Origin of the sequence: Roseibium denhamense, from assembly GCF_009711415.1 — a bacterium.
Taxonomy (GTDB): Bacteria; Pseudomonadota; Alphaproteobacteria; order Rhizobiales; family Stappiaceae; genus Roseibium; species Roseibium denhamense.
In genome coordinates this window covers 43,674-57,630 of record NZ_SMLZ01000111.1, presented here as the reverse complement: position 1 = coordinate 57,630, position 13,957 = coordinate 43,674, and the positions used below count along the sequence as shown (strand labels likewise).

At 55.6% G+C, this 13,957-nt stretch carries 11 protein-coding genes; 10 read left to right on the top strand and 1 reads right to left on the bottom strand.

All coding sequences use genetic code 11. The features are described from left to right. Window positions 1–70: 70 nt before the first annotated feature. Complete coding sequence (locus E1180_RS14570) at window positions 71–511, top strand: paraquat-inducible protein A (protein ID WP_155191954.1); 441 nt, start codon at window positions 71–73, stop codon at window positions 509–511. Window positions 512–561: 50 nt separating this feature from the next. Here the strand turns inward: E1180_RS14570 and E1180_RS14565 are convergent, their stop codons facing one another. Beyond that, window positions 562–1,668, bottom strand: a complete 1,107-nt coding sequence (locus E1180_RS14565; RefSeq protein ID WP_155191953.1) for a DUF2336 domain-containing protein — start codon at window positions 1,666–1,668, stop codon at window positions 562–564. Window positions 1,669–1,953: 285 nt separating this feature from the next. Here E1180_RS14565 and E1180_RS14560 point away from each other — a divergent pair, with 285 nt between their 5' ends. The 9 genes from E1180_RS14560 (at window position 1,954) to E1180_RS14520 (ending at window position 13,952) form a co-directional block, all read left to right on the top strand. Continuing rightward, complete coding sequence (locus E1180_RS14560; protein WP_155191952.1) at window positions 1,954–4,254, top strand: mechanosensitive ion channel domain-containing protein; 2,301 nt, start codon at window positions 1,954–1,956, stop codon at window positions 4,252–4,254. Between the two features lie 169 nt (window positions 4,255–4,423). Continuing rightward, on the top strand, window positions 4,424–5,944 hold the full coding sequence (glpD, locus tag E1180_RS14555; protein ID WP_155191951.1) for a glycerol-3-phosphate dehydrogenase: 1,521 nt from the start codon (window positions 4,424–4,426) through the stop codon (window positions 5,942–5,944). 76 nt (window positions 5,945–6,020) lie between these two features. After that, complete coding sequence (gene glpK, locus E1180_RS14550) at window positions 6,021–7,517, top strand: glycerol kinase GlpK (RefSeq protein WP_155191950.1); 1,497 nt, start codon at window positions 6,021–6,023, stop codon at window positions 7,515–7,517. Window positions 7,518–7,811: 294 nt separating this feature from the next. Further along, the gene (locus E1180_RS14545; protein ID WP_155191949.1) at window positions 7,812–9,416 is read left to right on the top strand and encodes an ABC transporter substrate-binding protein; all 1,605 of its coding nucleotides are present in this window, start codon (window positions 7,812–7,814) and stop codon (window positions 9,414–9,416) included. 115 nt (window positions 9,417–9,531) lie between these two features. Further along, on the top strand, window positions 9,532–10,539 hold the full coding sequence (locus tag E1180_RS14540) for an ABC transporter permease subunit (protein ID WP_155191948.1): 1,008 nt from the start codon (window positions 9,532–9,534) through the stop codon (window positions 10,537–10,539). A 14-nt stretch (window positions 10,540–10,553) separates the two neighbouring features. Then, window positions 10,554–11,483, top strand: a complete 930-nt coding sequence (locus E1180_RS14535) for an ABC transporter permease subunit (RefSeq protein ID WP_155191947.1) — start codon at window positions 10,554–10,556, stop codon at window positions 11,481–11,483. A 5-nt stretch (window positions 11,484–11,488) separates the two neighbouring features. After that, on the top strand, window positions 11,489–12,325 hold the full coding sequence (locus tag E1180_RS14530) for an ABC transporter ATP-binding protein (protein WP_155191946.1): 837 nt from the start codon (window positions 11,489–11,491) through the stop codon (window positions 12,323–12,325). 1 nt (window position 12,326) lies between these two features. Beyond that, window positions 12,327–13,157 (top strand): dipeptide ABC transporter ATP-binding protein, encoded by an 831-nt coding sequence (locus E1180_RS14525; RefSeq protein ID WP_155191945.1) that lies wholly within the window; start codon window positions 12,327–12,329, stop codon window positions 13,155–13,157. A 441-nt stretch (window positions 13,158–13,598) separates the two neighbouring features. After that, window positions 13,599–13,952 (top strand): ArsR/SmtB family transcription factor, encoded by a 354-nt coding sequence (locus E1180_RS14520; RefSeq protein ID WP_155191944.1) that lies wholly within the window; start codon window positions 13,599–13,601, stop codon window positions 13,950–13,952. The last annotated feature ends 5 nt before the right edge of the window (window positions 13,953–13,957 follow it).

Here is a 13,957-nt window from a genome sequence, read left to right as displayed (position 1 = left end):
AAGCTGTTTCTTATCTTGCTGCGTTATGATGGTGTTGGCGTTTGTCGGCACAGCCGATAAGAACGGCAGCATGCGCATTCTTCTCGCTATTCTTTTGCCCGTGTCGGCGTTCTCGTTCGCCTTGGGGCTTACGCAACCGCTCATGCGGTTTGAACGGCTCTATTTTCTGGAGGACCGGCCGAGCCTTCTGGAAATGATTTTCGAGTTATGGCGCTCGGGGGATGCGGCCTTGGCATTTATTGTCGGCTTGTTCTCGGTCGGTTTTCCCGCCGCAAAAATTCTCCTCATTCACGTTGTTGTTCTGACCGGCGGGCAATCGCGGTCACTAAGCCTTCTGTCAACGGTCGGTAAATGGTCGATGCTGGATGTGATGCTGGTCGCGCTGGTCTTGTTTGCTGCCAAAACCAGCGGTCTTGCCGCAGCGGCGATCCTGCCTGGTTTATGGTTCTATGCAGCAGCAACATTGTCTACGGCTCTTGCCGCAGCCATGTGTTCAAGGAGCGCGCGTTGAATTGATGTCCAGGGCATGGACGGCTGCCGCACTGATTTGCCAGCACCTATTCAAGCAAGTGAGAGTTTGGCCAGGTTCGCCCGTTCTTTGCGGGTTCCCCGCCGGGCCTGGAAGTCGGTGCAGCGCGCGTTCGCGGCCGCCTGTGTTCCCTGTAGATAGTCCGAGTAGGCCTTGACCCAATCCGAGGCTTGCCGGCTGGGGATTTTCATGTGAGTGCATCTGGCCTTTGCAAACAAGGCAAAAGTTGCGGTTTCCAAGCGGGCCTTTGCGGCCGCCTTGACGACCGGCTCGATCTTCCCGTTAAAGACCGCGTCCTTGAGCGCTTTTTGGGCAATCCGGCCGCGGTGGCTCAAAAGTTCGATCACATGATTGAAGCGGCCATCCTGTATAAGAAGGATAACCAGCTCATCGATTGAAATATGCGCGCGTTCCGCATCCGCCCATAGCAGGCTCATGTCAGGGTTTTCAAGAGCTTGGCCAAATTCGCGTCGCAGCACCTTCAGCCGAGCGATCTGGTCAAGTTGTTCCTGGGAGAGAGCACCTTGAATAATCTCCCTCAAACGCACTTGTGTCTCTTCGTTGACGATGGGAATGAGCTTTTGAGCTGCAGCCGGTGTCAAGTCCGACCGCAGGGCGAGATCGTCCCGCAGAACGTAGTCTTCAACGGCTTTTTGAACCAAGACGGTCATAGCTTGCCGGGACAGTTTAATCTCACGGTTGCCGGCAAGAAGACGGTGGACCGGGGTGTCACCCAGCCGCATAAGCGCGTCAGAGACGTCGGTGCTCAGATCCTGCCGCCGGGCTATCACTTGGCGGTGTTGATTGCTCAGGCGCTCGACCAGATCCAGAAGCTCGGCCTGGGTGAATACGGTGCTGCTCGCTAAAATCGGCACGGCAACCGACACTTCGTCTTCCGCAATCTTGATGGCGAGTTTTACCGGAAGGTTCGCGCAGTCAGCCAGGTTCTTGGCCAGGCGGGCACGGTCGGACGATGTCGCCGTGCTGTAGAGCTGAAGTGCGACTTCCGAAAAAAGCGCGAGTTCCTGATCGGTACGCTTGTGGATTTCGCCGCTGATGAGATCGCTCAGTTGAACGAACAGCGCGCGCCGTGCGGCATCCGTCCCTTCCTTTGCCAATTGCATAAGTGAGCTGGGCATCTCGTCCTCCATGGATCGAGAGTGCGTCGCATATTGTTATAATTGCGTTACCCGGATGGATGAATATCGAAAATGCCCTTGCGTCATTTACTGATATTTGTTGATGAAATGCGACAAAACGACCCCTGGAGGGTTGAAGCTTTGTTCATTGACAGCTTCGAGTGGCAGCTGCGTTACGCTGTGGCGCTAGGGCCTTGAGCCTATTCGTGTGATGCATTACGCCATAACATCCATGCCCAGCCTGCCACCGTGTAGCCTCCAACGATTGTGAATGTGAGCATGAACATGAAGCTCTTATTGCGCATGGCGCTGTCCCTGTTTCTTTTCTCTTGCGGCTTGACGCTACCTGCTGGCGCGCAGTCGGAAACGGCACCAGCACCGGATGCGGAGCAGCTTCAACAGGCCAATGATGCGCTCATTCAATTATTGGAAAATCCCGACAGCCGGGCGGCGCTGATCGATCTTTTGAAAAAGTCGGATACCGGAAGCGCACAATCATCTGGTGATGGCGCAGTTTCCGCGGATGGAGCCGGTACAGGCCAAAGCGCACCCGCCGACGAGAGTTCAAATAGTTCGACCAGCGAAAATTTCGCGCTTCGCATTGGGGAATACACCCGGGCGCTCGCGGATGATGTGGGGGTCCTTGTTCAACAGACCTTGCGGTCTTTGAACGGCCTGACACTCATTGCGCGCGGCGATATCCCGGTAAAGTGGGACAGGTTAAAAGAGATATCGATCCAAGTCGGCGTCGTTCTTCTTGCTGCTTATGCCGCCTTCTGGGTTTGCCAATTGATTGCAGCGCGGATCTATCCCCGCATGGCTGTCTTGGCCCGGTATGGCGGCGGGCTGACCCGATCATTGATCCTGATTCTGAGTTCGATACTCGATGGGATAACCGTGGCCGTTGGTTGGGCGGTCGGGAACACTGTAGCTCTCTTGGCTTATGGCGGATTTCAGACGGGCGTTACCCTTCCCGAGAGTCTGGCGCTCAACGCGTTTTTCATCCTGGGAATGGCCAACGTGTCTTTGCGCTTCATTTTTGCCCCAGGACGTCCGGAACTTCGCATTCTGCCGTTTGACAATGACAGTTCCCTCTACTGGTACAGCCGCTTGCGGCTGTTCATGCACTGGATCATCTACGGCATCTTCCTGGTTGTCCCGATCGCAAATATCGGCGTTGCCATTGCACTTGGAAATGCCCTTCGGTTCCTGACCGTCTTTTTCGGAATGATTTATCTTGCGTTCACGGTTCACCGGAATCGCGACACCGTGCGCAAAGGGGCAATCGAATATGCGGGCGGATTGCAAAGCGCGCTCGGTCAACGGGCCCTGATTTCCCTGGGGCGCCTCTGGCATATCGTGGCCTACATCTATCTCTTCACAGTCTTTGCGATCTGGGTGACCCGGCCATTCGACGCAATGACCATTATCGTCCGGGCAACCGGTCTTTCCATACTTACCATCATGGCCGGTTTTGCCATCTCCCTCGTGGTCACCAAGGCTATCAAAGGGGGGATACGGCTGCCCGAAGACCTAAACCGGACACTTCCGGCGCTGCAGCACCGCTTAAACGCTTTCGTTCCACGGCTCTTGAAGCTGGTAAGGGCTGCTGTGTTTTTAGGAACGGTTTTGCTGCTTCTGGAAATATGGGGCGTGCTGAGCTTTGCCAGCTGGATGTTCAGCGAAGCAGGTGTTGATCTCCTCAGTGCTTACGGCTCCGCCTTCCTAGTGCTTCTTGTGTTCTTCGGGATCTGGCTTGCGGTCATGTCCTGGGTCGATCTGAGATTGCAATCGCGCGGCGGCAATATCGTTACAGCGCGCGAGCGGACTTTATTTCAATTGTTCCGCAATGCCTCGACAGTGGTCATTATCGTGATGGCATTGCTGCTGTCGCTGTCTGAGGTTGGTGTCGACATCGGACCTTTGATTGCCGGTGCCGGTGTCGTCGGTCTGGCAATTTCTTTCGGTGCACAGACCTTGGTGAAAGACATCATTACGGGTGCCTTCATCCAGATTGAAAACGCGATTAACGAAGGCGATGTTGTGACCGTTGCCGGAGTGACCGGAACGGTTGAGGGGATCACGGTGCGATCGGTGCGGATGCGGGACCTCAACGGCACGTCTCATATCATCCCATTCTCGTCGGTCGACATGGTGTCCAACTTCATGCGCGGCTTCTCTTACCATGTCGCCTTGATCGGCGTTTCCTACGATACCGATATCTCAGAGGCGAAGGACGCGATGCACGAGGCCTTCCGCAGGCTGAACGAGACAGATTACGGTCCGAAAATTTTCGAAGACCTTGAAATGCACGGCGTCACCAATTTCGGTGCAAGCTCGATCGATATCCGTGCCCGGATCAAAACGACCCCCGGCGATCAGTGGTCGATTGGCCGGGCCTATAATGAGTTTGTCAAACAGGTCTTCGATGAGCGTGGAATTGAAATTCCATTCCCGCAAGTGACCTATCATGCTGCCACGCCGCCCTATGCACCGGATCAGGCAAGTAAGAAAAAGGCACCAAAACAGGTCGAAAAGCCCCAGGAACTTTCGGAAGACGCACCTGCGGACGACGGCGAGCATTAAAGGCTTCCGTTCAAGTATACCGCACATTGGATAGTCAGGCCGCCGCGCTCCCAGTCTGGAGTGCGGCGGCTTCGTTTTGTCCATAACGTCATTGTTGATTGAATTTCGCTGAGTTTCGTTTTATTTTGGGTTTAAGTAAAAGCGCGCGTAACGAACCGGAGGTAAAGAGATGGCGGCGGATTACGATCTTTTGGTGATTGGCGGTGGCATCAACGGGACCGGTATTGCGCGTGATGCCGTCGGCCGCGGCGCAACCGTGATGCTGGCGGAGATGGGTGATCTTGCTGGCGCGACGTCGTCTGCCTCCACAAAGCTGATCCATGGTGGTCTGCGGTACCTTGAGTACTATGAATTTGACCTTGTGCGGAAAGCGCTGAAAGAGCGCGAGGTGCTCTGGCGCGCTGCTCCGCACATCGCGTGGCCGCTTCGTTTCATCCTGCCGCACCACAAGGATCTGAGGCCTGCATGGCTGCTGCGTCTCGGTCTGTTCCTATATGACAACCTCGGCGGCCGTAAACTGCTACCGGCGACCAAAACGGTGCGCTTGGACCAGGCTCCGTTTGCACAAGGCCTCAAGCCGCTTTTTCAGAAGGGTTTTGAATACTCTGACTGCTGGGTGGATGATGCGCGGCTTGTGGTTCTCAACGCTCTCGACGCATCTGACCGTGGTGCGAAAATCCTCACAAGGACCAAATGCATCAGCGCCCGGCGGAATGATGATCACTGGTCGGTGGTGCTGAAAGACCTCGTCAGCGGCGATGAGAGAACCGTTACCGCCAGTGTTCTTGTGAATGCTGCCGGGCCGTGGGTTGCGGAGATGCTGCGGGGTGTTGTTGGGGCCAATAACAGCTCTGCCGTCAGACTTGTTAAGGGCAGCCACATCATCGTGCCACGGCAGTTTGAGCACGACCGCTGTTTCATCTTCCAAAACGGCGACGGCCGGATAGTGTTCGCAATTCCCTATGAGGACGATTTCACGCTCGTTGGAACGACCGACGTGGATTACCAGGACGATCTTTCGAAAGTCGAAATATCGCAGGATGAAGTCAGCTATCTTTGCAAGGCTGTCAGCGAATATCTCGAAAAACCGGTAACGCCGGAGGATGTTGTCCATACCTATTCAGGGGTGCGTCCGCTCTATGACGACGGCGCCAAAGACGCAAAGGCAGCCACCCGGGATTACGTTCTTGAGCTGGAGGCAGGCGAGAACAAACCTGCCTTGTTGTCCGTTTTCGGCGGAAAGATCACGACCTACCGGAAACTGGCAGAACACGTTCTTGCCAAGCTTGAACCTCACCTGCCGTTTAAACGGGGTGTGTGGACAGCCTATGCGCCCCTGCCGGGCGGTGATTTCAACGTCGACGAGGTCGATGCGCATATGGCGAAATTGCGGGAGGATTTTCCGTTTTTGGATCTCAAATTCGCATCCCGGCTCATTCGGCTTTACGGGACGCAGGTCCGCGCCATCCTGGGAGAAGCCAAGACAGAAGCGGATCTAGGCAAGTGCTTCGGTTACAACTTGTATGAGGCTGAAGTGCTCTTTTTGATCAAGCGTGAGTGGGCGCGTTCCGCCGAGGATGTTCTGTGGCGCCGCAGCAAGCTGGGTCTTCGTCTTTCCAAGGAAGAAGCGGTGGAATTGGATCGTTTCATCGGCGGATATCTTGCGGAGCAACGCGGCGCTGCGGCATAGTCTCCTGCGCATCTTGCGCTGTTGACCAGCGGCGCAGGCAATCAAAACAAGTAAAGAAAGTACTGGGAGGTAGGCAATGGCCGGATGCGTTTTGGCAATTGACCAAGGCACAACGTCGAGCCGCGCGATTGTGTTTGACGCTGATTTCAAGCCTGTCAGCACCGGCCAACAAGAGTTCCCTCAGCATTTCCCGAAATCCGGCTGGGTGGAACATGTGCCGGCGGACATTTGGACAAGCACGCTGCGTGTGTGCCGTGAAGCCATGGAAAAAGCGCCGGATGGCGGTGCCGGTGTGGCTGCCATCGGAATTACCAACCAGCGCGAAACCACCTTGGTCTGGGACCGTTCAACGGGCGAGCCGGTTTACAATGCGATCGTATGGCAGGACCGCCGGACTGCCGAATTTTGTGCGAAGCTTCGCGCACAAGGGCATGAAGAGACCTTCACGAAGAAGACGGGGTTGCTGCTTGATCCCTACTTCTCCGGGACAAAGATTTCCTGGATTCTGGAGAATGTGCCCGGCGCACGCGACCGCGCTGAACGCGGCGAACTGGTATTTGGAACGGTTGATGCATGGCTGATCTGGCAGCTGACAGAAGGCGAGGTCCATGCAGTTGATGCGACCAATGCGTCTCGCACTCTGATCTTCAACATTCACCACAATGACTGGGATGAGGAGCTTTGCGGTCTTCTTGGAATTCCCATGAGCATGTTGCCGGAAGTCAAGGACAGCGCGGACGACTTCGGTGTTGCGAAATCCGATCTTTTCGGCCGTGAAATCCCGATCCTGGGTGTCGCGGGCGATCAACAGGCGGCGACGGTTGGTCAAGCTTGCTTCAAACCGGGCATGGTCAAGTCGACTTACGGAACCGGTTGTTTTGCGCTGATGAACACTGGAGATACTCCGGTGCTGTCGAAGAACCGCATGCTGACGACGGTCGCCTACCGGATAAACGGCAAATCCACATACGCCCTTGAAGGGTCGATCTTTGTGGCCGGGGCTGCGGTCCAATGGCTGCGGGACGGGCTGGGGCTCATTGAAAGCGCTTCAGATACGCAGGATCTCGCAGAGGAGGCCGACCCGCATCAGGATGTGTATCTGGTGCCAGCTTTTGTTGGTCTTGGCGCACCTTATTGGGACGCGGAAGCCCGTGGTGCGATGTTCGGGCTGACAAGAAATACAGGCCCCAAGGAAATAGCCCGCGCAGTTCTCCAAAGCGTTGGCTTCCAGACAAGCGATCTGATCCGGGCCATGCAATCGGATTGGTCCGACGCTGAAAAGCCGGTTTTACGGGTTGATGGCGGTATGACGGCTTCTGATTGGACCATGCAATTCCTGGCGGACATTCTGGGCGCACCGGTGGACCGTCCGACGGTTGCGGAAACCACAGCGCTTGGTGCGGCCTGGCTGGCCGGTTTTAAAGCGGGAATCTGGCCCGGTCCGGAAGAGTTTTCCTCAAAATGGCAGCTGGACAAGAGATTCGAACCGCATATGGAAGATGGTGCGCGAACGGATCTGCTTTCCGGCTGGCAGGATGCGGTTCAGCGCACAAGGTCCGGCGAACAAGGTTAAGAACATGGGCCCCAGTGCATGGCTGGGGCCCTTACCTTTTTGGAGCCGCGACGTTACTTTGAGGTGAATGACGCTGGGGTATGTATTTGCGTTTACGGCACTGGAAACGGCAATTCGTTTACGTCAGTAGGGCTTACCTAGCAAAAAAATTTCAAAATCGATACATAAATCGAAATTTCTTGGCAGTTGATTTTCCGTCAAAAAAAAGCCTTAGTTCGCACGGCTCGGGCTCTACTCCTTTGCACGGCTCAACGATGCAAGGCCCAGCCTCTTCATCAAGGGGAGAACAATTTGATGAATTTCCAAAAAACCTTGAAGGCCACCCTTCTTGGCGCCAGCCTTGCCGTGATTGCGGCGACCGGCGCTTCCGCTAAAACTCTCGTTTATTGCTCTGAGGGATCTCCGGAAGGTTTCGATACAGCGCTTTACACTGCAGGCACAACATTCGACGCCTCTTCCAAGCCGCTCTACAACCGTCTCGTCGAGTTCAAGCTTGGCACGACTGAAGTTGTTCCGGGCCTGGCTGAAAGCTGGGAAGTGTCCGAAGACGGACTGGAGTTTACCTTCAATCTCCGCAAGGGCGTAAAATTCCACGCGACATCATTCTTCACGCCGACCCGTGATTTCAACGCTGATGACGTTGTCTTTTCTTTCGAACGCCAGCTGAACAGCGAGCATCCTTGGCATGAGTATACACCGGGGACTTCCTGGGAATACTTCAACGCCATGTCCATGCCGGACCTGATCAAGGAAATCGTCAAGGTTGACGATTACACAGTGAAGTTCGTTCTGAACCGTCCTGAAGCTCCGATGATCGCAAACCTTGCGATGGACTTCGCATCGGTTCTGTCGGCTGAGTACGCGGCACAGCTCGACTCTGCAGGCACAAAAGAGCAGCTTAACCAGCAGCCGGTTGGTACTGGGCCTTTTTCTTTCGTCGGCTACCAGAAGGACGCCGTGATCCGTTATGCGGCGCACGCTGACTACTGGGACGGCAAAGAAGCACTCGACAATCTGATCTTTGCGATCACACCGGACGCTGCCGTTCGCTTGCAAAAGCTGAAAGCTGGTGAGTGCCATGTCATGCCGTACCCGTCTCCGGCTGACCTGGATGACATCCGGGCAGACAGCAACCTGACCCTTATGGAACAGCAGGGCCTGAATGTCGGCTATCTTGCCTACAACACCCAGGTGGCTCCTTTCGACAAGAAAGAAGTCCGCAAGGCTCTGAACCATGCGATCAACAAGCAGGCCATCTTGGACGCAGTGTTCCAGGGGTCCGGCTCGGCCGCTAAAAACCCGCTGCCGCCGACCATGTGGTCCTACAATGATGCGATCCAGGACGACGAGTACAATCCGGAACTTGCAAAAGAAATGCTTGCAGCTGCCGGTGTTGAAAACCTGTCCATGAAAGTCTGGGCAATGCCTGTTCAGCGTCCGTACAACCCGAATGCCCGCCGTATGGCAGAGGTCATTCAGGCGGACTTTGCTGAAGTTGGCGTTGATGTTGAGATCGTATCCTACGAGTGGGGCGAGTACCTGTCCCGTTCCAAGGATGTCGAGCGTGACGGTGCCGTTCTGCTCGGCTGGACCGGCGACAATGGTGATCCGGACAACTTCCTCGCCGTTCTTCTTGGCTGCGACTCTGTCGGCGGTTCCAACCGTGCACAGTGGTGCAACGAAGAGTTTAACTCGCTCGTTCAGAAGGCCAAAACGGTCTCCGACAAGGCCGAGCGCACGAAGCTCTACGAGGAAGCTCAGGTGGTCTTCAAGGAAGAAGCGCCTTGGGCAACCATTGCGCACTCGGTCGTCTTCATGCCGATGTCTTCCAAGGTTACCGGTTACGTGATGGATCCGCTGGGCGGCCACTCGTTCAAGGGCGTGGATATCGCGGAATAAAATTCGAACGAAGGAAATGCCGGTTTCAAGAACCGGCATTTTCTGCAATCAGGCCGGCGTGATCGGTTGGTTTTCTTGACCGGGCACGCCGGTTCGTCATATCTGGACACACATCATGCTTCGATTTCTTCTAGGCCGTTTCGGCCTGTTGATCCCGACATTCTTGGGCGTCACTCTTGTTGCCTTCTCATTCATCCGTTTGCTGCCAGGCGACCCAGCCGAATTGCTCGCAGGCGAAAGGGGCATAAGCCCCGAACGCAAGGCTGAGGTCATGGCTCAGCTTGGGTTCGACAAGCCGTATTGGCAACAGTACATCGATTATGTTCTCGGCATCTTTCAAGGCGATCTCGGGATATCTTTCGCCTCGAAGAAACCGGTCTTGGATGAGTTTCTGACCCTGTTTCCTGCGACGGCGGAACTGGCCCTGTGCGCAATCATTCTTGCCGTATGTATCGGCATTCCGGCCGGTATCTTTGCGGCGGTCAAGCGGGGCTCTTTCTGGGATCAGACCATTATGGGCACCGCCCTTGTCGGCTACTCCATGCCGATCTTCTGGTGGGGCTTGCTGCTGATCATCCTCTTTTCCGGCATTCTTCAATGGACGCCGGTGTCGGGCCGGATTTCGTTGCTTTACTTCTTCCCGCAGGTCACGGGCTTCATGTTGATCGACAGTCTGTTGTCGGGCCAGAAAGGCGCGTTCCTGTCGGCTGTCCAGCATCTGATCTTGCCGTCAATCGTCCTGGCAACCATTCCGCTTGCTGTGATCGCGCGCCAAACGCGCTCTGCAATGCTTGAAGTGCTGGGTGAGGACTATGTGCGGACGGCCAAAGCGAAGGGGCTTGGACCAAGCCGTGTGGTCGGGATGCACGCACTCCGCAACGCGCTTATCCCTGTGATCACAACAATCGGTCTTCAAGTCGGTGTGCTGCTGGCAGGGGCGATCCTGACGGAGACAATTTTCTCCTGGCCGGGGATCGGAAAGTGGCTGGTCGACAGTATCTCGCGGCGGGACTACTTCGTGGTCCAGGGTGGTCTGCTCTTGATCGCCGGGATCATCATGATGGTCAACCTGATCGTAGACCTGCTCTACGGACTCGTTAATCCGCGCATCCGCCACCACTGAGCCGAGGGTACAAAATGACGAATTCCTCCCCGGCCACAAAGGCCGATGCAACAAAGCTTGAACAGGAAAGCCGCAACGCTACCAAAGCGCAGCTTGCCGAGTTTTGGTACTACTTCTCGCAAAACAAAGGGGCCGTGATTGGTCTCGTCGTGTTCGCATTGCTTGTGTTCATGGCGGTTTTCGCACCCTTGATCGCGCCCCATGACCCGGATTTCCAATATCGTGACAGTTTCCTGGTTCCGCCCGTGTGGCAAGATGGCGGCAAGGTTGCCTTCCTGCTCGGAACGGATGCGGTTGGCCGGGATATCCTGTCCCGTCTGATTTTCGGCGCGCAGTTTTCGCTTTTCATCGGTGTTGTCGTGGTGACGATTGCGCTGACGGGCGGCATCGTCATCGGTCTTGTCGCAGGTTATATGCGCGGAACGGTCGACACATTCATCATGCGGGTCATGGACGTCATTCTGGCGTTCCCGTCCCTTCTTCTAGCGCTTGTGCTCGTCGCGATCCTCGGTCCTGGCCTCATGAATGCGATGATCGCGATTGCAATCGTGTTGCAGCCTCACTTTGTCCGTCTGACGCGCGCTGCGGTTTTGGCCGAACGGTCTAGAGATTATGTGATTGCCGCCAAAGTCGCTGGCGCTGGACATTTGCGGTTGATGTTCAAGACGATCTTGCCGAACTGTCTAGCTCCGTTGATCGTTCAGGCAACGCTTTCTTTTTCCAACGCCATTCTCGACGCTGCTGCCCTTGGATTTCTTGGTATGGGCGCACAGCCGCCCACACCGGAATGGGGCACCATGCTTGCCGAAGCGCGTGAGTTTATCTTGCGCGCCTGGTGGGTGGTGACGTTCCCGGGCCTTGCGATCCTGATTACCGTCTTGGCCATCAACCTGGTCGGCGATGGCCTGCGTGACGCGCTCGATCCGAAACTGAAGAGGAGCTAAGCAACATGTCTCTTCTTGAAATCAGAAATCTGCGGGTTGAGTTCGATACCGCCAAAGGCCCGTTCCGCGCCTTGGATGGCGTCGACTACACGGTCGATCAGGGCGAAGTTCTGGCGATTGTGGGAGAGTCTGGTTCCGGCAAGTCTGTGGCCATGCTGGCAACCATGGGGCTTTTGCCTGACAGTGCGACGGTCACAGCGGACAAGATGGAGTTCGAGGGGCTGGACCTTCGAACGCTCTCGGCCAAGGAACGGCGCAAAGTGATCGGCCGGGACATCTCGATGATCTTCCAGGAACCGATTGCCAGCTTGAACCCATGCTTCACTGTTGGATTTCAGCTTGGGGAAACTCTGAAGGCCCATACCGGTCTCAAGGGTAAACAGGTGAAAGACCGCGTCCTTGAACTCATGCACGCGGTCGGCTTGCCAAAACCTGAAGAGCGCTTCAATGCGTTCCCGCACCAGATGTCCGGCGGCCAGTGCCAGAGGGTCATGATTGCGATGGCAATAGCCTGCAAGCCCAAACTCCTGATCGCGGATGAGCCTACCACTGCGCTTGACGTTACAATCCAGAAACAGATTCTCGATCTATTGGTGAAGCTGCAGCAAGAAAGCGGCATGGGCCTGATCATGATCACCCACGATATGGGTGTCGTTGCGGAGACCGCCGACCGGGTCATCGTTCAGTATAAGGGCCGGAAAATGGAGGAAGCTGACGTGCTATCTTTGTTTGAAAGCCCTCAGAACCCTTATACGCGAGCGCTCCTGTCCGCATTGCCTGAAAACGCCAAGGGGGACCGTCTTCCGACCGTGAGCGATTTTGCTCAAGCCGGAGGCTTCTGACATGGCTGACGACATCATTTTGAAAGTGCGTGACCTACACCGCGTCTACGATATCAAGGGTGGAATGTTCAAAAAGGCGTCCCAGTTGACGGCAGTCAAAGGAGTCAATCTTGACGTGGAGCGTGGGAAGACCCTGGCCGTTGTTGGCGAATCCGGCTGTGGCAAGTCTACGCTCGCGCGCATGCTGACCATGATTGACGCGCAGACGTCTGGCACCATTGAGATTGACGGGCTGCCCATTGATATCTCGAAAACGGGCATATCCCGGGAGATGCGCCAGAAGGTTCAAATCGTTTTCCAAAACCCCTACGGCTCACTCAATCCGCGCCAGAAGATCGGCCACGTTCTGGAAGAACCGCTCTTGCTGAACACAGACATGCCGGCAGCTGAACGCAAGGATCTTGCCCTGCAGATGCTTGAAAAGGTCGGGCTTCAACCGGAACATTACGGACGTTTTCCGCACATGTTCTCAGGAGGCCAGCGACAGCGCATCGCGATTGCGCGGGCGATCATGATGAAGCCAAAACTTCTGGTTCTGGATGAGCCCGTATCGGCACTTGATTTGTCCGTTCAGGCGCAAATTCTCAACCTTTTGAAAGACCTGCAAGACGAAATGGGGCTTACGTACGTCTTTATTTCGCACGACCTTTCGGTCGTTCGCTATTTGGCAGACAAGGTGATGGTCATGTACTTCGGTGAGGTTGTCGAATACGGCACGCGTGACGAAGTCTTTGAGAACCCTCAACACGACTATACCAAGACGCTGTTTGCGGCCACTCCGAACGCCGATGTGGAAAGCATCCGTAAGCGTTTGGCTGCAAAGGCCGCCTGACGGCCGTCTTTCTGCATGCTTTTTGGTCTTATCTAAAGACAGGCTCCCTCTCTCACCAGATGGGGGCCTTTCTTTTATCCCGCTGACAGTTCGAAACCGGCCGCGCGGCTGCCTGGCGCTTGTTTCGGTCTGCCGTACTCATCTTCCCGGATAAGTCCAGAATCTATGCTGTTTGACAGAAATTCTAGAGGAGCCGGGAAAGCCGTTGGCGATCCGCATTTTGCGGCACCATGCTGGTTTTGCGGGTCCTTTTTGCACTCACGACTGTGCCCCAGTGGTGTTCCGTCGCCATCGGCTGCCGGTTGATTACTGATTTCATTTAAGGGGTGAGACTGGCGGGTTCCTGCATGTGAATGACGCTTTTAAATTCTGTCCCCCCGTAAGTCTGCGTGCCGATCAGAAAGAAGTTGCATAATTCCATTATTCGAGTATTATCGAAATATGGAAAAAGAAGATGCCTTGAACGCATTGGCAGCGTTGGGTCAGGAAACACGCCTCGACGTCTTTCGCCTTCTGGTGAGGTCGGGAAAAGAAGGCGTGACCGCCGGTGCCATCGCAAATGCGCTCGAAGTGCGTCCAAATACCCTGTCGACCCACTTGGGAGCCCTGTCCCGTTCTGGCCTTGTGCAAGCCGAACGGGACGGGCGCTCGATTCATTACAGGGCGGACCTGGATACGATGCAGGTGTTGGTGACGTATCTCTTACAGGACTGCTGCGGGGGCAATCCGGAACTGTGTTTGCCAATCGCCAGCATGGCGAGCAAGGCGGGCTGCGGCGGCGGATCCGGATGTTAACAAAA

Excerpts from the sequence above, each read along its gene's own strand:
- E1180_RS14525 (WP_155191945.1), top strand. The coding sequence starts at position 12,327 with ATGGCTGACGACATCATTTTGAAAGTGCGTGACCTACACCGCGTCTAC.
- E1180_RS14565 (WP_155191953.1), bottom strand. The coding sequence starts at position 1,668 with ATGCCCAGCTCACTTATGCAATTGGCAAAGGAAGGGACGGATGCCGCA.
- E1180_RS14530 (WP_155191946.1), top strand. The coding sequence starts at position 11,489 with ATGTCTCTTCTTGAAATCAGAAATCTGCGGGTTGAGTTCGATACCGCC.
- glpD (WP_155191951.1), top strand. The coding sequence starts at position 4,424 with ATGGCGGCGGATTACGATCTTTTGGTGATTGGCGGTGGCATCAACGGG.
- E1180_RS14535 (WP_155191947.1), top strand. The coding sequence starts at position 10,554 with ATGACGAATTCCTCCCCGGCCACAAAGGCCGATGCAACAAAGCTTGAA.
- E1180_RS14545 (WP_155191949.1), top strand. The coding sequence starts at position 7,812 with ATGAATTTCCAAAAAACCTTGAAGGCCACCCTTCTTGGCGCCAGCCTT.
- E1180_RS14520 (WP_155191944.1), top strand. The coding sequence starts at position 13,599 with ATGGAAAAAGAAGATGCCTTGAACGCATTGGCAGCGTTGGGTCAGGAA.
- glpK (WP_155191950.1), top strand. The coding sequence starts at position 6,021 with ATGGCCGGATGCGTTTTGGCAATTGACCAAGGCACAACGTCGAGCCGC.
- E1180_RS14570 (WP_155191954.1), top strand. The coding sequence starts at position 71 with ATGCGCATTCTTCTCGCTATTCTTTTGCCCGTGTCGGCGTTCTCGTTC.
- E1180_RS14540 (WP_155191948.1), top strand. The coding sequence starts at position 9,532 with ATGCTTCGATTTCTTCTAGGCCGTTTCGGCCTGTTGATCCCGACATTC.
- E1180_RS14560 (WP_155191952.1), top strand. The coding sequence starts at position 1,954 with ATGAAGCTCTTATTGCGCATGGCGCTGTCCCTGTTTCTTTTCTCTTGC.